This window comes from Streptomyces carminius (assembly GCF_002794255.1).
Taxonomy (GTDB): Bacteria; Actinomycetota; Actinomycetes; order Streptomycetales; family Streptomycetaceae; genus Streptomyces; species Streptomyces carminius.
In genome coordinates, this window is record NZ_PGGW01000047.1 from 1 (window position 1) to 18,771 (window position 18,771).

An 18,771-nucleotide genomic window follows, 5' to 3' on the forward strand; every position below is an offset into this window, starting at 1 on the left:
CTTGATCTTTATCCTCGCTGCTGTTTCAGGCGGACGTGTTCGGTGAGGGTTTCGATTCGTTTCACGGTCTTCCCAGGCTCGTGACGTGGGGCTGGCCTGCGGTTTTTCGAGCCGGGTGGGCGTCCTGGCCCGGGCCGGGAGGGTTGGGGCACGCCAGCGGGACGGGCGGTCTTCACGCGGAGGTGGCGGAACCCCCGACGGACCCGGGCGGGGGTGAGCCGGCGCAGCTCGGCGGGCCGTTCCCAGGGACGGCGGAGGTCCTCGGCGAGGGGCCGGGCGAGGCGGAGCTGGGTGTGGGCGGCGATGATCAGCCAGGTCCACAGGTCGGCCGTGTGCGGATCGCGGACCTTGGGGACGGTCCACCCGAGCGTCTGCTTGAACAGCCGGAAGGTATGTTCAAGATCGAATCTGCGGAGGAACGCCTGCCAGCGCAGGTCGACGTCTTCCCCGGTCATGCCGGTGCGCGAGGACCACAGCCACACCGGCTTGGGGTCGCGGTCGCCAGGCAGGTGGTCGACCTTCAGCCGGATCAACGTGCCGTGGATCAAGGGAAGTTCACCGCAGTGGTCGAGCCAGGGGCCACGAGCCTGCAGGCGGGGATGCATTCGGTCCCAGGCGAGGGCCTCGGCCGTGCCATAGCGAGTGGTGTCGCACACCGTGGCCTGGTCGGGGGTGTGCCAGGATTCCGGCTTGGAGAAGGTCAGGACGCCGCCGTGCTTGCGGGGCTGCCCGCCACGAGGGGTGGAGCGGCGAGGGCCGGCATCCTGGAGTATGACCCGGTCCGAGCGCAGCCGGCCGACCAGCTCGACGGGCAGGTCGGCCAGGACGTAGGCGAGGCGGGTGACGTCGTAGCCGGTGTCCATCACGACGAGGATGTCCGCATCGCCCGGCCGCCACTGCCCGGCGTGCACCAGCCTGGTGACCACCTCGCGCAGCTGGGCGGCGGTCACCGCGGTGGCGTCGTCGGCCGGCCCCAGCCGGATCGCGTCCAGCACGGCCGTCCAGGACGTGCGCCCCGTCTCCAGCGCGGCGACGAAGGAGTAGGGCCAGCCGGGGATGAACTGATCCGCGCTGCGGCCTCGCCCCTAGACGTGGCAGAACAGCAACTCCGGGCTCGTGGGGGCGTCAGGACGCAGCCAGTTGCTCACATCCACCGCGAGCACGATCCGCCCGTCAGCGGCACGCGGCAGCGGCGTGAAGGCCAGCAGCCTGCGCAGGCGGCGCGGTTCCAGCCAGCCGTGGTTGACCGCGTCGTACATCGCTCCGTGCCCACGCCGGTGCTCGGCCGTGAGCGTCAACTCGACCAGCGACGTCACCGGGCCGTCCGAGCACAGCACCGCGTCGGTGAGCTCGAAGAGCGCATCCGCCCGCGTGTAGAGGCAGTCGTAGAACTGGACACGAAAGTGGGACAGGACACCCAACGCGGCGTCAGAGGACTGTTCAGCGGCGAGACTCTTCACCAGCGGCCGTTCCTTCGCGCGACGTTGCTCGACACCTCGAAGCGTGAAGAACGGCCGCCCTGCTGTCCCGGGAACGAACCAAGATCAGCGGGTCAGGTGAACGGCCTAGGTTAAACGCCAAGCTTACGTTCAGGCTCTCGGGTGGGCTGCTGTGCGGATGCTGTGGCGAGGGTCGCGGGCGAGAAGGTTCAAGATCGCAGTGGTCGATTCGGATCCTTCCATGCCTGCCTGGGCAGCTTCATGGGCGAGTACGCGCCGTACTCGGAAGTCGCTGTCCTGGGCGAGCCTCAGGGATGTGGCCTGGTAACGGAGGGGATGCCGCAGACACAGCACTGCGCTGGCCTGACGGACGCTCACGTGACTGTGCGCGGCCAGGAGGCTGGCATCGACCGAGGCGGTGACTTCCTGCGGGAGCCGGACCAAGGCCACCGCCGCATCCTGAAGGTCAGCGGTATCCTTGCTGCGGAGCAAACCGATGGCTTGATCACATATCCAGGCGTGCTCTTCGGGAAGATTCGCCGACGCCGCCGCCAGAAGCAGTGCCTTTCCACGGAGCGACGCCGATCCCATGGAGATCTGGAGCGCGCTGAGCGGGTGAGGCGCGCCGGCCACTTCAGCGTCCAGGTGGCTGCCGTCACGCTCGCCGAGCACAAACTTTTTGGCCGACTCAAAAGTCTGCTGCCAGGTGCCGGAAGGTAGGGAAACGACCAGGTTACGGGCACCGATGAGGGCATCTTGCCGGGTTGAGGCCACCTCGCGTGCATCACCGGCGATGCTCATGAGTTTCTCCAGACAGGCCATACGGGCGTCCCTGTCCAGGGCACCGGCCAAGTGGGAGTCGGGAACCAACCTGGTGCCGAACGAAGCACAGCCGGGTGTGGGCTCCGGATGCTGAAGGATGCGGTCCCGCGCCTCCTCCGCGCGCCTGCGCACGGATGGGTGTCCGGGGTCGACCAGCGAGCGTGCGACGTCCGCGAGATACCGGCCGTCGTCGTCCAGACGTCCCACCCTGGCCCGGAGCTCGGCCAAGTCCTCCTCCGTCAGCAGGTCAACGTGACTACCGGAGTGCTCCTGGGCCACGTTCCGGTTCGGCTGTCCGGCCGGCAGGCCGATCACCTCGTCACCTACGGTGAGTTTGAGTGCTTTGTATGCGCCGACGTCCGCGAGGTCGAACAACCGGGTGAGAGCTGTCATCGCAAGGGAGGGATGGGCTCTGGCGATGTCGACGCACGCGGCCGCGTGGTTATCGTCGGAGTGGCTGTACTGGTTGGGACCGCGTGGAACATCGGGAGCCAGCAGGTCGAGGAGGGCCAGAGCCTGTGCCGGTGTTCCTCGTGTCGTAAGGGCGCAGGCGCTGCGCACAGCCTGATGGGTGAGGCTCCAGGAGGGGGAGTCCACCAGTTCGCCCGCCCTGCCACGCTCAGCCAACACTGTGAGCTCGCCGAGCAGAATGCCAGCAGTGCCATCGTCGATCAGGTCTGCCTGCGCCTCGATGAGTGCTGCGCGAGCACAAAGCACCCACCACGGCCCGTTACCGAGGGACCCCGCCGGCAACACAAGATCGCCTGCAACAGCGGCGAGCTCTTTGAGTTTCTTGGCCTTACCGGCACGCTGGTAGAATCGGGCGGCCCGGTCCGGCTCGTGACTGTCGCGGTAGAGGTCTCCCAGAAACTCCAGCGCTCCCAACTCGCTCGCCCAGTCTCCCGTGATGACTGTGTCGGTGAGCCAGCGCCAAGCGGACAGGGCCGCCTCGGCAGGCTTGTCCCTTACCTTGGCCGACAGAGCATGCCGCGCAGGAGAACGCACACGGTCCAGCAGACGCCCTGTTCCTGTTGCGCGCAGAGCCTGAGCCAGCCGGTGTTCGTCATCGATCTCCGATGTCCACGGACCGTACTGGGCGTTCACTGCTCGGATGGCGTAGAGCCAGTCGGCGGCGTCCTCGGCCAGCCCGGCATGGATGGCGTCATAGACCGCGTCCCGCCAGCTCTCCAATGCCTCTTCGGCTCGGCTCTCGAGAGCACAGCGCCGCGCCTCACGTGCGTTGATCAGAGCTGCGTGCCGGCCGGGCACCCGGTGGCGCTGTGCCAATCGTTTGAGGTCGGTGCGCTCAGTGGTGTCGTACTCGGCACGTACCAAACGCAGACGGATGACGGCGTCCTCGGTGATCCGCGCGATCGGCTGCGTATCCGCGTGGGTGACTGCGGTGCTGATGAGCGTGTCCAGGCCTGCAAGCTGGTCCGGCTCTGAAGCCAGCAAATGCTCGGCCAGCAACAGCACCAGTAGTGGCCGATAGGGCAGCTCTTCCGAGGAGTCCTCCTTCAGGGCAGCCTTCAGGGGCTCGAAGGTGCCGAAGGGGTGGAGGATGCTGTTGACAGCAGCGCGGACCAGTCGGGCGTGCTGTTGGAGGCGTGCCGCATGCTGTGCCTTGGACGCCACCGCTTCATGGGCCAGTTTTTCAAGCTGGTGTACAAGCCTTCTCGGCTCGTCCCGGTCTCCGAAGTGAAGCGCAGTGACCGCGAGGTCGGCGGCTTGATCGGTGAGCCGGGCGTCCACGAGCGCTTCAAACTGCTTGCCGCGCATGGTGACCGCGTGTCCGCGGAAGCCAGCATTGTGCAGCCGGTCCGCCAGCTCGCCGTAGAGCCGGGCGGACTCCGCTGGCGCAGTTGACCGTTGTGCATCCGCCTGCCGGAGGATGGGCGCTACATCGAGTGTCTTCAAAGGGCCGACGAGGATCTTCTCCGCCTGCTCCTGCCGGTCGGGCAGCGGCACAGGAACCCCTGGCAGCGGCGCCCCGGTACAGAACGCCGCTGCTGTCTCGCGGGTCCAGAACCGGGCTACCACGTCACCTTGGAAACGCAGGTGATCGTTGATCTGCTCGGACCCCCACAGGTCCACCTCAAGATCGGGATGCGCATCCTGGAGCCTGCCCAACTCCTCCGCTACCTGCGTGGCCTCAGCGGAGGCCGAGGTGGCGATAATCAACCTATACGCGTCGAACGGGCGCCTGCCGGTGGCGAACTTCCCGACGGCCGCGCGTAGGTCGCTGGCGGTGAACTCCTTGTAGTCCTTGCACTGGATGACGGTGTAACGGCCATCCGGCTCCCGGTCGGCGAGATCGATGCCGTGCTGCGCCTGCCCCTGGACACCGTAGCGGCGGAACCTGACCCCCCTCAGACCCAGCGCACCGCGCGCTACTGCCAGGACCAGCTTCTCGAATCGATCCCAGCCGATGTGCAGGTCAAGATCCTCGCCCGGCGGGGTGTTACCCGGGGAACCGGGCCTTGGCGGGATGTTGAGGTTGGAGTCCGTGGCGCACGGCTTCCAGGTCTCATCAGATGGAGCAGCACCTGCACTTGCTGAGTGATCTGCAGTCTCAGGAGCGGCGCGATGCGAGTCAGGCTGGGGCACGCATTCAGTATCGCGCCGCAGACTGACATTCTCGTCTATTTCCTGGTAGCTGGGCTGAGGATGGTAAAGGACGGAGTGCAGTAACGGTCGGAAGCCGGGGGAGTAGTGGGCTTCATGGCACCGCCCTCCGGTCCCACTGCCGGGGGATACGTGGAGGGACTCGGCTCCTGCTCACTCCCACCCAGGACTGGCCCCACGACGAGCTCGTCGTGTGCGCTGGTGCCACCCGCGCAGGCGAGTACGGGTCTGTCAAACGAGCGGCTCTGTCTCACATTCGGTGGTGACGCGGGGTGATGTCATCCGAGGAGGATGCGGTGGCGAAGGAGGGGGAAGCCTGCTCGGCCGTACATCTGGCGCTTGATCAGCTTGGTCTTGTTGTTGACGCCTTCGGTGCCGCCGTTGTGATACGGCAGGGTGAGGGCGGCATCGACGGCGGCGCGGTCGCGTTCGAGTCCGCGGGTGAAGGCGTGTAGGTAGGGCAGGTCCTCTGCGTGCACGGTGGTGATCCACTCGGTCAGCCGCCTGGCATGGCCGTCGGCGGGGTCCAGCAGTGTGGCGAAGCGGTGGATGAGGCCCGCCAGGGCGGTCATCTCGTGACAGGCGGTGCGGGCGGTCTCGATCCTTTCGCGCTGGTGGTCCTTGAGGTGGTCGGGGTGGGTGAGGAGGTACCGGGCCAGGCGCCGGGGCGAGAGCGCGGGCCGGTCGGCCTCGACGCGGCCCTGGGTGATGTAGCGGACCAGAAGGTTGGCACTGCCGGTGTAGCCCAGTTCTTTGATCCCCTTCAGGAGGCGGGTGACTGGGACGGCGGGGTCCTGCTGACGCCGTTGGCGCAGATGCTCACGGTAGGGATCGACCAGGGTGAGCCGGTACTTGGGGGCCCGGATGAGTCGCTCCGGCTCGGGGACGCGGTCGTAGCGCTTGACGGTGTTCAGGGCGAGGTTCAGTCGGCGGGCGCATTCCAGCAGGCCGACTCCGCGCTTACGCAGGTCGTGGACCTGGTGCCAGCGCTCGCGGGTGGTGGCGGCCTGTACTCCCTCACGGGGCGGCGGGTCGGCCTTGGCCCAGCAGGTGCTGTGAGCTGCGACCTCCTTGCGGACGGCCTCGGTCAGGTTGTGCCAGATGTGCCACCGGTCGCCGACCTGCACCGCCTGGGGTAGCGCCCGGTGGACGGCCTCTGCATAGGTGGCCGAGCCGTCCCGGCACACCACCTCAACCCCCGGATGCCCGCGCAGCCAGGCTTCCAGGGCCTCGGTGGTGCGTCCGGGAAGGACATCGACGCGCTCCCGGGGCTCGGCGTCGATCAGCACGGTGGCGTAGTCGTGGCGGCGGCGCAGGGCGAAGTCGTCCACCCCCAGAACCCGGGGCACCGGCCGGGCCGGCAGTGGCAGCCGCCACAGCGTGCGCAGGGCGGTGTGCCGGGAGACGCCCAGGCCGAGGAGGGACAGTACCCGCACTCCAGCCCGGCCGGCTAACTCCCGTACCACCGCCCCGACCTGCGCGGACATACGCGGCGTGCGGCGCTGATAGCGCTCCAGCACCCCGGGCAGCTGTTCCCGGAAAGTCTGGCGGCACCCCTGCGTGGGGCACACCAGACGCCGCACGCGTACTTTGACCACCACTCGGCGGGCGCCCACGGGCACGTCCGTGACGACCCGCGTGTGATAGCCGTGCACCCGCCTCGACCGGACTCCGCAGTCCGGACAGGCAACCGTGCCGCACGGTGTCCGCGCCCGCACCAGGACCCACTTGCCCCCGTCCGCCACCTCCACAATGACCAGCGGCAACAGCCCAGAAAACACCGTACTCATAAGCGTGTTGACATCATGCACGCGGTGTCAACGACGTCGGTCACTTTCCGTCACCACCGGCCAGGTGTACTCCACGGTGATCGCCAAGGAGCGGCGCGGCGAGTACCTGGGTGACACCGTGCAGGTCATCCCGCACATCACCAACGAGATCAAGCATCGCATCCGCCGGATGGCCACCGAGGACGTGGACGTGGTGATCACCGAGGTCGGCGGCACGGTCGGCGACATCGAGTCGCTGCCGTTCCTGGAGGCGGTGCGGCAGGTGCGGCACGAGGTGGGCCGCGACAACGTCTTCGTCGTCCACATCTCGCTGCTGCCCTACATCGGCCCCTCCGGAGAGCTGAAGACCAAGCCCACCCAGCACTCGGTGGCCGCCCTGCGCAACATCGGCATCCAGCCCGACGCGATCGTGCTGCGCGCCGACCGTGACGTGCCCGTCTCCATTGGCGCTCTCTCAGGCCGCGGCCTACCTCGCCGACGCCACCTCGGCCGGTTGCCCGACAGCCAGACCCTGCCGCTGGCCGCCGCTTGGTCCCTGTCTATCGAACGTGCTGACGTCCCGCACCCGACCGGCCTGGCACGCCCCACGCTCCACCTGGCATCCCCAGCCGGTCAGTAGAACAGGAAGTGCGGGTCGTCGCTCCACCACGGGCAGTGCTCCACGGCGTCACCGTCTTCGTCCCCCGCAGCAGAACTGGCAAGGCTGTTGGCCTGGGGGAGCGGTAGCTGCCGGTCCTCGGGGACTGCGGCGGAGTGCGGGGTGGTGGCGGCGCAGGCGTGGCAGGTGTCGGCCAGGTGCCAGGCGCGGCCGTGGGGGGCGCGGGTGAGCAGGAGCAGGAGAGGGCCGTCGCAGCCGCGGTGCCGGGGGTGGCGGCGGCAGCCGTCCTCGCGGCACTGGCAGGTACGCAGATGCTCCGGGAGGACGGCCCGGGAGGCGTGGTCGGCCAAGTGCGCCAGGACGGTACGGCGAAGAGCGGCTCCTGCTGGGTGGGGGAGTGGCCCGCAGTCGGTGCAGCGCAGGGCCGGCCCGCCGGAGCGCGGGGTGAGGGTGACCGTCCAGGCGCGCTGTGGCGGTGGTGCGGTGGTGCCGGTCCCCATCGGGTGCCGTTCCTCCTTACTGGTCAGTCTGTGCCCGGCCGGGTGCCGCGGGCGGCGGTCCGGCGGCGCGCACCTTAGTGCAGAGGTCTGCCCTGCTGTCGAGGCGGACCACCAGGCAAATTAGGGCAGAAGTCTGCACTGACAGGGCAGGGTGCTGCACCGTGCGATAGCTGGGTGACGATCTTTCCGCCCGACCCGAACCTGGCCGCACTCCGCCTGGAGCTGGCGCGGGCACGGGCGGACAAGGGGTGGACCTACGACCAGCTCGCCGAACGCAGCGGCTTGGCCCGCCGCACGCTGATCGAGCTGGAGCAGGGCCGCTCCTCCGGCACCCTCAGGGCCTGGCACGCACTGGCCCACGCCCTGGACGTCCCGATCGGCGAGTTCCTCGGGACCTTGTGTGAGGGGCATCCGCCGCCCGTGGCACCGCCCTCCTGAACGGCCTGCTCAGGCAGCGAAAGAGCCTGCTCGCGTCATCCCCAAACGGGGGACGCGCCACGAACAGGTGAACGACTCGGCGAATATCCGCTCTAGCCGTTTCAGCCTTCCTCGGGATACAGGCGGCTTGGCCACCGGTGATGCGGCGCGTCGCCTGCCACGGTCTCGCCCATGACCTTCCACTCCTCCCGTAGGCCTGGCGCCGGCTGCTACCCGGGCACCAGCCGGTGCCCTTCGCTGGCCTGCGGCACCCACCGCCGCCCCTCCGCTTACCACCGCTGGGATGGTGAGATTGGCTGCCTGCCCGGTCAGAACTCATCGCGGCGGGCAGGTGGGTGATGGCGTCTGCCGCTGCCGCCCGCGTGCCGGTATGGCCGGCCCCACCGCTGACCCCGGCTGCGGCCGGTGGCTGACCCGCCACGACCTCCTGGAACCACCAGGCGCTCTGCCCGCGTGGCAATCCCACCCCCCAGCGGCCCGGAAGACCTCGCAGCCAGGCCGGATACGGCTGCGCCACCCGCCCCGCCCCGTGAAGGACAAGATGTGACGACGTTGAAGCCCACCGCAGAGCAGGCCGCGGCTGCCGAGGCATTCGAGGCCGGAGACCACCTGGTGATCCAGGCCGGCGCGGGCACGGGCAAGACCACCACCTTGGCCCTGCTAGCGCACGCCACCAGGCGGCGGGGCCGCTATCTGGCGTTCAACCGAGCCATCGCCCAGGCTGCTGCCCAGGCCTTCCCCCGCACCGTGATCTGCAAGACCGCCCACTCCCTGGCGTTCGCCGCGATCGGCCACCGGTATGCCGCCCGCCTCAACGCACCCAGAATCCCGAGCTGGCGCACCGGGGTAGAGCTGGGCATCAACCGCAGCATCACCCTCGACGGCCGGGACCTGTCCCCCCGGGCGCTGTCGGCGCTGGTGCTGCGCACCGTGGAGCGGTTCTGCCACTCCGCCGACCCGGTCCTCGGCGCCCGCCATGTGCCGCGGCTGCGCGGCATCGACACCGGCGAGCTCCACGCCGAGCTCGCCGATCTCGTTCTGCCGTACGCGGGCAAGGCCTGGGCAGACCTCCAGCACCCCGACCAAGGTGTGGTGCGGTTCGAACACGACCACTACCTGAAGATGTGGGCCCTGTCCCAACCCCGAATCGGAGCGGACTTCCTGCTGCTGGATGAAGCCCAGGACACCAACCCCGTCCTGGAAGAGGTCTTCCTCAACCAGCGCGGCCACGCCCAGCTGGTCATGGTCGGCGACTCCGCCCAGGCCATCTACGGCTGGCGCGGCGCGAAAGACGTGATGACCGGCTTCGACGGCACTCCGTTGACCCTGTCGCGCTCCTTCCGGTTCGGTCCCGCCCTCGCACAGGAGGCAAACCGGTGGCTGGCCATCGCCGGCGCCCCGATCCGGCTGACCGGCACCGACACCATTCCCAGCGAGATTGGCGAAGTGCAGGAGCCGGAAGCGGTGCTGTGCCGGACCAACGTCGGCGCCATGGTGGAGATCATGAAACACCTCGACGACGGCTGCGCGGTGGCGCTGGCCGGCGGCGGGCAGGCCCTGCGCGCCCTGGCACACGCCGCCCGCGACCTGCAGGCCGGCCGCCGCACTTCCCACCCGGAACTGGTGTTGTTTACTACCTGGGGCGACCTGATCGACTACGCCGAACATGACCCGGCCGGCCGGGACCTGCAGCCACTGGTGGACCTGGTCGGCGAACACGGTGCCGACACCATCCTCCACGCCGCCGACTGCCTGGTCGACGAACGCTACGCAGGGGTCACCGTCTCCACCGCCCACAAGGCCAAGGGCCGCCAGTGGGCCACGGTGCGCATCGCCGGCGACTTCACCCCGCCCCCGGACCTGGAAGAGAGTGACGAGAACGGCGAACCGCTGCCCGGGCCGATCGACGATGCCGAGGCACGCCTGGCCTACGTCGCGGTCACCCGCGCCCGCTACGCCCTGGACCTGGGCGGCCTGTCCTGGATCCACCACCATCCCGCCGGGCAGGCGGGCGGTGCACCTGCCGCCTCACAAGCACCATCCACTGAACAACCCGGACAGGCGAGACAGCGTTGAACTGTGCTGCTCATGAGCTCGGAGGCGGTCCCCAGTCGAGGACATGGAGGCCGACAGCTTTGATGAGGTCGGCATCCAGGCGGAGGAGCTGGACGGGGGAGTGGCCGTGGCGGTGTAACCACTGGCGGCGGCGGTGTTGTTCTGCCTGGCTGAGCTCGTGCCACCGGTCGTAGTGAACTCCGGGTTCCTTGCCGGGGTTCTCGCTGGCCCAGGCGCGCACGAAGCCGGCTTCGTCAGGGGCGCGGCGCAGAGTGATCAAGGCCCACGCGGTCTCATACGGCAGGGCCGGCCCGTGCTGGACCATGAGCCGGTGGGTCCGTAGCTGCCGCAGGGGGGCCAGAAGCCATCGTGTGGTGTGCGGGTTCATTCCGGTGTACTCCCGGGCTTGCTCTGGGCCTGCCATTGAGCGGCCGTGGTCATCAAGTCGTGGTGGCCGAGCACGTGGAGGGCGCGGGTGAGGGCTTTGAGGAAAAGGGCGCGCTGCTCGGGGGTGTCCGTGGCGGTGACGAGCTGGTCGATGAAGCGTCTGATGTCGCCGTGGATGCCGTCGTCCTCGCGCTCGCACGGGGCAGGGAGATCACCCAGCGCCGTGGTCAGGCTCGACAGCTGATCGAAACGGTCGGGGAATTGGTCGATCCACCACACCCGGCGCAGGTTCGGATCGGCGAGCACGCGCTGCAGATGGGCCAGGCGGCGCATCTCCGCCTCGTGCTCGAGGTCGATGTTCTGGTGTCGGCGTGCGTGTTCCTCGGCCAGCTCGCGATCCTGGACCGAGACGGCCAGCTGCACCGAGCCGATGACCTCCAGCCCGGCTACGGGGCTGTGCCATCGAGCCATGGCGGTGTTGGCCGCGTCCTGAGCCGCAGCGAGGTCGAGAACGGAGTACGAACTCAGGACGCGGCCGGCGCCGTGGCGCAGATGGTGACGGGCGAGGGCGGCAGGGTCGTGATGGCCGGGCACCTCGTCCTGCCTGGGGCGCCACGCGCCGTCGATGCGCACGGTGAAGAACACACTGGGGATGCGGCTGGGCATCCGCTCGCCGCTCATGACGAGCGGATGCACCGTTTCACCATCGGAGACGGGCGGTGCCGACAGGGTGGTTCTTCGGCGCCAGGGCAGGATGCTCACGCCGCCGAACGGGTCTCTTCACCGGCGGGCTCACGCCCGGCGCCGAGTCCAGATGGAGGCGCTGATTGCGTGTCGATCAACTGGTCGACCAGCTTGTGGCGTCGGGCCCGCCCCAGTCCGGTGCTGTCCGAGGAACCCACCAGCAGCCTGGCGACCCCCTGCTGGCCGAGGTGTCCGCGGATCACCGCTGCCACCACAGGCAGGACCGTGTCGTCCGGCAGCATGGAGGAGTCCAGCCAGGCTGCCAGGCTGGTGAGGGCTGCCTCGGCCACATCGGGCTCCAAGAGCGCCGCGCGCCAGCCGCGGACGAAGAGCTGCCTGCCCAGCGCGCTAGCCGAGTCGTCCGGGGTCTCCCCAACCACAAGCAACGGAAGGAGATCCTCGTCGGTGATATCGGTCAGCGCCAGGAAGATGCTCGCTCCGGCTTGGCGCACGGTGCCGTCGGCGGAACTCGACCAGTCGATGATCTCCGACAGCACCAGAACACGCTGCTCGGGACGGCCGGCGAGGGTACGTACCGCGCTGGCTACCGCTTCGCGCGCTTTGCCGTCGGACCGCGAGGCCAAAAGACGCAGCCGGGTCAATGCCACCCGCGGGTACTTCAGGCCCAGCCTGCCGGCGCAGATTTCGGCCACCGCCGCAGCCCGTGCCTCGCTGGTGTTCTTCTGGTGAGCCCAGTCGTACAGCTGCTTGCGGACACCAGCACCCGTGGCCGGATGGAGCGCCATGCTCTCCAGGATCTCCACGGCCAGCCGCCGGTGCCGGGCGTGCCCCTTGTCGAGCCAGTCGCTCACCACGGACCGCACCGTCGCGCCGTCGGGAAGCAGAGACAGGCGGACAAGGGATTCCGCGATGCACTGCAGATGCTGCTCGGCGACTCCGTTCGGGGCGCTGATCTTCGAGGCCCATTCCAGCAGTGCCTGCCGCAGCTGCGGCCGCTGCTGCCACACATGTGTCAAGACGGCCCCGGGCAGTCCGTGCCTCTTGGCCTCCAGCGAGATGTTCTCGCCGATCTGCGAGGCCTCGATGGTGTCCAGCCGCTGGTACAAGTCCCGGCCGGCCAGTGCGCCGCCAGGAGGCAGGACGCCCCCGACCTCCTTGAAGAGCTGATCGGCCGCTTCCATCACGACGCTGGCCGGTACATCCTCCAGCAAGGCGGCGGCCACCAAGAGCGCCCGCTCGCGCAGGTCCTCCGCGCTGGAGCGCTTCTCGAACCAGCCCTGCAGGTGCTTTTTCCAGCCGGTGAACTCCTCCTTGATCGTGTCCCTGTCATCGCTTTCGGAGTCGGCGACGAGCTGGGCCAGACGAGCCGCGTCAAAGGCGTGCGTTGCCGCCGCGAGCAGTTCCTCAAGGGGAGTACCTGACAGCCAGTCCACTCTGTCGGGAGCCAGGCACCGCAGATGAGCCCTGGCGACTTCCGCCGCTGCCGGCCGGACCAGGCGTACATGGGGGATAGAGGCCAGATGCCCGGGATCCCAGGCCTCCGGTGTCGCCAGGATGACCAGAACGGCTTCCTTCTCCCCGGCTTCCTTCTGGTAGCCGGACAACCCCGAGTAGAAACTCTCGGGCAGCGACCCGTGGTCTGTCAGGTCGAGGATGAAACCGTGCTTCTCGGTAGCGGGAATTTGCTCGATGCGCGGCTGCTCCCAGTCGGGTACCAGCCAGCGGATCCGCTCGCGAGGAACTCCCATCCCATGGAGCACTCGCAGCGCAGCTGTCCGGCGCCCTGCGCCAGCCTCACCGAGAAGGACCAGCACACTGCGTCGCTGGTCGAACCGACGTAGCGCGCCCACAGCCTCAGCCACCCGGCCCGGTCGGCCATCGACCGATGTGTCAACGAAAGCATGTTGCACGATCTCCATCTCGCGCTCGTCCACGCTGACGCCGTGCAGGTGCTCCCAGCCGCGCACGTACTGGTGACGGTGTTCCGCGTAGTTGCCGCCGACCTGGGTCACCCTGGCGTACCCCGATGCCTCAGCTCGCTGCTGTACCGGCGACATCCTGGCGTTCTCGTACGTTGTCACGGCTGCTCCGGGCGATAGGTGATCTGGTCTCCGCCGACCTGCACCACTTGCGCGTGGCCGCTGGCCTTGGCCTTCTGCCTCACCGGGGCTGAACGTTCGCCGGTTTTCCGACTCCCGGCCGGTGCCTGCGCCGCGGGGTTCCGCAGATGCGGGGGCGGGACATCGCTTTCCTCGGTGAGGTAGGGGCTGATCAGTGCAGGGGGTACCCGGGGGACGAGCACCCTGCAGGGCTCTTTGAAGTCCGGCTTGTCCTGCACACGTGCGGTGGCGGGCAGGAACTGGTTCTCCTGGAGATCCGTACGGCCCGCGCGCACGGTGCGACGGAAGGTGACTTCCGAGACCACGGCGGCCAGGAAGGAGCCATGCTCCAAGGCGGCCGTCATGGCCTGACGGACGGCGTCGCTGCTGATCAGCCGGCACGCGTCGTTGATGGCGTCTCCCCGGTGGTCGGGCAGGGACAGCGGCCCGGTGTGGACACTGGCTCGCAGCCGGATCGGCGGCGTGCTGGCCAGACGCGTCTTGTCGTAGCGGGTCAGTGCGTCGTTCAGGTGCCCGAGGAGCGGGTCGATCAGCCGTGCCGCATCCCGGTCCGGCAGCACGAAAATGGCCCCGTCGCCGGTGTCCTTGTAGGCGCCGTCCTCGGATGCGGGGAGACTCAGCCCGCTCTGGATGAACACGGTGGTCAGGATGTCGTCCAGGTCGGAGCGCACCGGAGCCATCTTCGCTTCGGGAATCTGGCTGTAGCCCTTCATGTCGACGACCAGGAGCGCACGCTCTGGCGGCACATCGACAGCGTTGGGCAGGGGGGAGGGGCTCATGGAATCACCGGCCTTTCAGCCACGCTGGTTCAGTTGGCGCACCATGCTGGCCGGGCCCGGATGAAGCCGGTGCCCAGTACTGGGCACCGACCCGGTGCTCTGCGTCACGTCTGGTTGTGTGCGTGGGCCTGGATGGAGGCGATGTCCTTGATGAGCAGGCCACCGCCTGCCTCTGTGTCCAGCCAGCCGCGTTCGCGCCAGGCCTTGATTGCCGTTCCGACTGCGTTGCGAGACGCGCCGATCATCTGTGCGAGTTCTGCCTGTGTAAGGCGTACCGAGAGTTCCGATGCTGCCGCAGAGGTGGATCTGACCAGGCGGTCCAGCGCCGAGGCCAGGCGGGCGGGCACTGAGGCGGTGGCGAGCTCCAGCCGTACGGTCTCCGCCTCGCGGACGCGAGCGATGGCATGGCGCAACAGCGGGGCCAGGAGATCGTGCTGCTCGACGAAGGCGAGGAAGTCGACAGCGGGGACGATGTGCACGCGGCAGGTCTCGGCCGCGATGACGGACGCGGTCCGCGGCCGCGCATCCAAAACGGCCAGCTCCCCCAACAGCTCGCCGGCCCCCCGTACAGCCAGCAGCGTGCGCTCCCCGCTCGTTCCGGTCAGTGTCACCAGAGCCGATCCGGATTCCAGCACGATGACGTGGGTTCCGGGATCTCCCTGCCGCAGCAGGAGGCTTCGGGCTGGACGCACCCGCACGGGCGCAAGGTCACGCAACTTGGACCACAAGTGCTGGCCGAGTACGGCGGCATGCGGCTGATACATAGACCCCCCGGTTGTGACACCCACCACGCGACGTGCGGGATGGTCTCAAGAGGTGATGTAGGGGATCAACAATCCAATTCCGGCCATACCGAGTGCAGACGCTGTAAGGTCCACAGCCACCCTGATGGCCCGGAACTTCCGGTAGGCAAGTAAGGCCAGCCTCGTCACCTGCAGCGCATCCGCACGCAACTGCTCCTCGCGACTCATGGCGGCAAGAGCAGCCACAAGAGCCTCAAGACCCCCGTCAGGAGACGGGATCTCCACCCCCATAAGGGCCCTGCCCCGGGGAAGCACAGGACGAATGGCCAACAGAGCAGCGACCAGAGCCGCGCCCAGCAACCCACACGCCGACGCCAACGCGACCTTCACGACCCACGCGGCATCACCCAACGCCGACAGGGCCGCGATGACAACGGCCAGCAGCCCTCCGGCCAGACCACACAGCGCTGTCGCTTTACTGTCAGCTCGCTGCACCTCAACGAATAGCTCCGCAGCTCTGCCCCGCAGCCTGTCCGCTGCTTCCCCCGGCAGAGCCCTCGCCGCAACCGTGCTGGACCCGCTCATAGAACCTCCCTGTCCACACAAGGAACGCCTGATGGTGCGGAACCCAACATGCCTGTACCTGATCTTCGCGTGTGCCCCCTACCTGGCATGGACGATGCCTGATCTGTCACATCCCAGCGGTAGGGCTTCAGCGCGGCAGGGCGCGCTCTCGTGTCCGGCTTCGCAAAGACCAGCGGCTACGGCCGACTCCTCCCCGGAACGGCCGACGATCCTGATATGCGTCAACCCGCCTCTGCCGTGATGCGCGGAAGGCGTCCATGGAGCTGTCTGTGCTGGGCGAGCTGTCACCCGAAAGGGTGACGTTCTGGCCGCAGGACTCCCTCTTGGCCCGGCAGCGAACTACGGTCGCCCCTCAGCTGTTTCGTCAGGGGGATCATGGCCAATCCGTACACCCAGCCCCAGCCCGCGCCGCCGCGCTCGGCGCCCAGATGGGCCCGCAAGAGGTTCGTCCTCCCGGCCCTGGCCCTGGCGTTCTTCCTCGGTATCGGTGTCGGCGCGAGCGAGAGCGACACCACGGCGAAGGCTTCCGCCGCATCACCGTCCCCGGAGCCGGCGGTGACGGTCACCCAGACCCGGGAGGTCACCGCCAGTCCGGCCGTCGAGCCGGAGCCGGCCGCGACGGTCACCGTCCGGGCCACCGAGACGGTCGAGGTCACCGTGAGCGCCCCGGCTCCACAGGCGGAGGGCTTCGGTACCTCATCGGGCGGGAACGATGGCGGCAGCGGTGGGGGATCGGCCTACTACTCCAACTGTTCAGAAGCCCGCGCTGCGGGGGCCGCGCCTGTCCGCCGGGGTGATCCGGGCTATGGCCGCCACCTGGACCGGGATGGTGACGGCGTCGGCTGCGAGTAGTGACTCCAGTTCTCCGCTGCGGCACTCCGGTGTCCGGGAGCCGGCTTGTTGCGCACGTCCGCGGCCGGAGCTTTGCGGCACGAGGAGCTGCGCACTCTCCCTGCCTGGCCGTCTGAAGGACTTCCCGCGCCTGCCCGAGCGGAGACGAAACAGCCCCCTGCCTCCCCTGGGGGTTATGCCGCAAGGGGCCTGGGCTTGGGTGCGCCAGGTCAGGAAAGACGCCGCCGGACAGCACAGACGCGCCGGGCATCTCACCAGCACTACGTTCCCCGCCGCCTTCTGACGGCACCAGGTGCGGCCACAAGCCGACGGGGAGCGGTCACCGCAAGGACATCACCGCGCATGAACACCACCGCATTGGCCAAGGGTGCGAACGCCGCGCTCGCCACCACCACGGTCACCGCCACCATCACCGGCCGGGGTCTGCCTCTGGACGTTTCCGCCTTGCTGCTGGGCCCCGGCGGCACCGTCCGCAGCGATAGTGACCTGGTCTTCTACAACCACCCCCGGCAGGACGGCGTGACCGTATCCGGCCGGCAGGTCGTCCTCGGCCTGCCGAACATCCCCGCCGACGTCGAAACCGTCGTCCTGGTCGCCAGCGCCGACCCCCTGCACCCGGGAGGTGTGTTCACCACCGCGCCGGCCCTGAGTATCACCCAGATGGGCGGCACCTCGCTGGGCTTCACCCCACCGGATTTCACCGCCGGCGAGACCGTCATTGTCCTGGCCGAGCTCTACCGCCGCAGCGGCGGCTGGAAGATCCGCGCCGTGGGCCAGGGCTACGCCTCCGGACTGGCCACCGACTACGGCGTCGACATCGAAGCCGACACCCCGGCCCCGGTCACCCCGCCGCGCCCCGGCACCGGGTCCCCCGGCGGGCGCGTGGACCTGGCCAAGGTCGAGAACCGGGCACCCGCCCTGGTGGCCCCGGCCCGGCAGGCCGGCCAGGCCCTCGCCCGAGCCGGCGCCACGGAACGGCGCGCGGCCGTGTACCTGATCCTCGACCACGGCTGGGACATGGAGGAGCTGTACGAGTCCTTAGCCATCCAGGCCTTCGCCGAGCGGGTCCTGGCGCTGTCGGTGAACCTGGACGACGACGGCACCGTCCCGGTCATCTTCTCCAGCGGAAGAGAGCCGTTCCTGGAAGAGATCCGCCTGGACAACTACCGCGGCAGGATCGGTCAGTTGCACACCCAGGTCGACTGGGGAGCGGGAGACGTGGCCGCAGCCATGCGCGCAGCCGTCCAGCACTACCAGCACCCCGGTGCCACCGATTCGGCCTTCATCATCACCCAGGTCGGCGACGAACCCTGGGACAAGGCCGAGGTCCGCTCCCTGCTGCAGAACACGGCCCCCCTGGGCGTCTTCTGGCTCTTCGTCGGCTTCGGACGGGGGAAGCTGGCCTTCTACAAGAACCTCAACGCCTCCGCCTCGGCCACCTTCACCAACGCGGCCTTCTACGACGCGGGCAAGAACCCAGGCGCCGTGCCGGGGGAGGCCTTCTACGCCGGCCTGGTCGACGCCTACACCGCCTGGACGCGCTGACCTCTGCCGATCGTGCGCGCCCGAACCCGTCGGCGCGGCGGCCCCTGGAGCTTCTTCTGGCTGAGCGGCGGTATCAGCCACGCCTGGCCGCTGTGTGGCGGCATCGGGTGGGCCGGTGGCCGTAGCGGTGGGTGAGGCGTGGTGCCTCACCCACCTTTGCGGTGTCTGCCTCTGCGGTAGGCCTGTGGTGGGAGGCGTGTGGGGACGCCGCAGAGAGGGAAGGCACCGCTCGGGCTGCCTCGCAGGGCGGGGTGGGATACCGGCCCGGTCCGATGAAATTGCAGAGGCGAGGACAGCGTGAACCCCGGATTCACCCTTTTGGGTGACGGGTGAGAGTTTCTGATCATCGGCCCGGTGAAAATCTGTGCCGGTTGCCGCACCCTTCCTGCTCGGTCTCAGGCCGAATTTATGTCACGTGTGTCCGTTATTTCCTTCCGGGTTTGCGGGCCGGGAGGTGCGGGAGTGTTTCCCGCCGGCGCTGCTGTGCCTGGTTTTCATGGTTTTCAGGCGGTGGCGTGCACGTTTTCGGGTGGCTAAGTTGCGGTCGGGACAGCAAGAAGGGCTTCGAGGGGTTGGTCGCCTGACTCGAAGCCCTTGCGCGTCCGCACTGTCCGCCTTGAGAGAAGGAGACCGAGTTGATCGAACGCGTGTACCGGAAGTGGGCTGGCCTGCTTCCGGTGTTTTCCGACACTAGCATTCCGCTCTCTGCCCTGATGCAAACAGCGGTGGTGGGCTTTTTCGCTGTCACGGTGCGGTGGAGTTCCGTGCTGGTCGCCGTGGTGATCTCC

General features: G+C 68.5%; 12 protein-coding genes and 2 pseudogenes. 5 read left to right on the forward strand and 9 right to left on the reverse strand.

The window, feature by feature from the left end:
- Positions 1-8 precede the first annotated feature (8 nt).
- From CUT44_RS13750 to CUT44_RS13760, 3 genes and pseudogenes are all read right to left on the reverse strand, one after another.
- Positions 9-1,460, reverse strand: a pseudogene (locus CUT44_RS13750) (NF041680 family putative transposase).
- Between the two features lie 129 nt (positions 1,461-1,589).
- On the reverse strand, positions 1,590-4,868 hold the full coding sequence (locus CUT44_RS13755) for a PDDEXK family nuclease (RefSeq protein ID WP_233221397.1): 3,279 nt from the start codon (positions 4,866-4,868) through the stop codon (positions 1,590-1,592).
- Positions 4,869-5,164: 296 nt separating this feature from the next.
- A complete protein-coding gene (locus CUT44_RS13760) occupies positions 5,165-6,676 on the reverse strand; it encodes an ISL3 family transposase (protein WP_100202257.1) in 1,512 nt (503 codons plus the stop codon).
- A gap of 40 nt (positions 6,677-6,716) precedes the next feature.
- Between CUT44_RS13760 and CUT44_RS13765 the strand changes: the two are divergent.
- Positions 6,717-7,121 (forward strand): annotated as a pseudogene (locus CUT44_RS13765) (CTP synthase); the annotation flags it as partial.
- Between the two features lie 167 nt (positions 7,122-7,288).
- On the opposite strand, the gene CUT44_RS13770 reads toward CUT44_RS13765, so the two are convergent.
- Positions 7,289-7,774, reverse strand: a complete 486-nt coding sequence (locus tag CUT44_RS13770) for a hypothetical protein (RefSeq protein WP_146252219.1) — start codon at positions 7,772-7,774, stop codon at positions 7,289-7,291.
- Positions 7,775-7,948: 174 nt separating this feature from the next.
- Between CUT44_RS13770 and CUT44_RS13775 the strand changes: the two genes are divergently transcribed.
- On the forward strand, positions 7,949-8,212 hold the full coding sequence (locus tag CUT44_RS13775; protein WP_100202259.1) for a helix-turn-helix transcriptional regulator: 264 nt from the start codon (positions 7,949-7,951) through the stop codon (positions 8,210-8,212).
- Positions 8,213-8,764: 552 nt separating this feature from the next.
- Positions 8,765-10,288, forward strand: a complete 1,524-nt coding sequence (locus tag CUT44_RS13780) for a UvrD-helicase domain-containing protein (RefSeq protein ID WP_100202266.1) — start codon at positions 8,765-8,767, stop codon at positions 10,286-10,288.
- A 363-nt stretch (positions 10,289-10,651) separates the two neighbouring features.
- On the opposite strand, the gene CUT44_RS13790 is transcribed toward CUT44_RS13780, so the two are convergent.
- The 5 genes from CUT44_RS13790 to CUT44_RS13810 form a co-directional block, all read right to left on the reverse strand.
- Positions 10,652-11,416, reverse strand: a complete 765-nt coding sequence (locus tag CUT44_RS13790) for a hypothetical protein (RefSeq protein WP_146252220.1) — start codon at positions 11,414-11,416, stop codon at positions 10,652-10,654.
- A complete protein-coding gene (locus tag CUT44_RS13795; protein ID WP_233221398.1) occupies positions 11,413-13,371 on the reverse strand; it encodes a hypothetical protein in 1,959 nt (652 codons plus the stop codon). The genes CUT44_RS13790 and CUT44_RS13795 overlap by 4 nt, the downstream gene beginning before the upstream one ends.
- A gap of 65 nt (positions 13,372-13,436) precedes the next feature.
- Positions 13,437-14,258 (reverse strand): hypothetical protein, encoded by an 822-nt coding sequence (locus CUT44_RS13800; protein ID WP_100202262.1) that lies wholly within the window; start codon positions 14,256-14,258, stop codon positions 13,437-13,439.
- Positions 14,259-14,362: 104 nt separating this feature from the next.
- Complete coding sequence (locus CUT44_RS13805) at positions 14,363-15,022, reverse strand: Crp/Fnr family transcriptional regulator (protein ID WP_100202263.1); 660 nt, start codon at positions 15,020-15,022, stop codon at positions 14,363-14,365.
- 45 nt (positions 15,023-15,067) lie between these two features.
- On the reverse strand, positions 15,068-15,586 hold the full coding sequence (locus CUT44_RS13810) for a Pycsar system effector family protein (protein ID WP_100202264.1): 519 nt from the start codon (positions 15,584-15,586) through the stop codon (positions 15,068-15,070).
- Positions 15,587-15,961: 375 nt separating this feature from the next.
- Here CUT44_RS13810 and CUT44_RS13815 point away from each other — a divergent pair, with 375 nt between their 5' ends.
- Positions 15,962-16,438, forward strand: coding sequence for an excalibur calcium-binding domain-containing protein (locus CUT44_RS13815; protein WP_100200102.1), 477 nt, complete (start codon positions 15,962-15,964; stop codon positions 16,436-16,438).
- A gap of 342 nt (positions 16,439-16,780) precedes the next feature.
- Entirely contained in the window at positions 16,781-17,983 is a 1,203-nt protein-coding gene (locus CUT44_RS13820) for a VWA domain-containing protein (protein WP_100200101.1), read from the forward strand.
- The last annotated feature ends 788 nt before the right edge of the window (positions 17,984-18,771 follow it).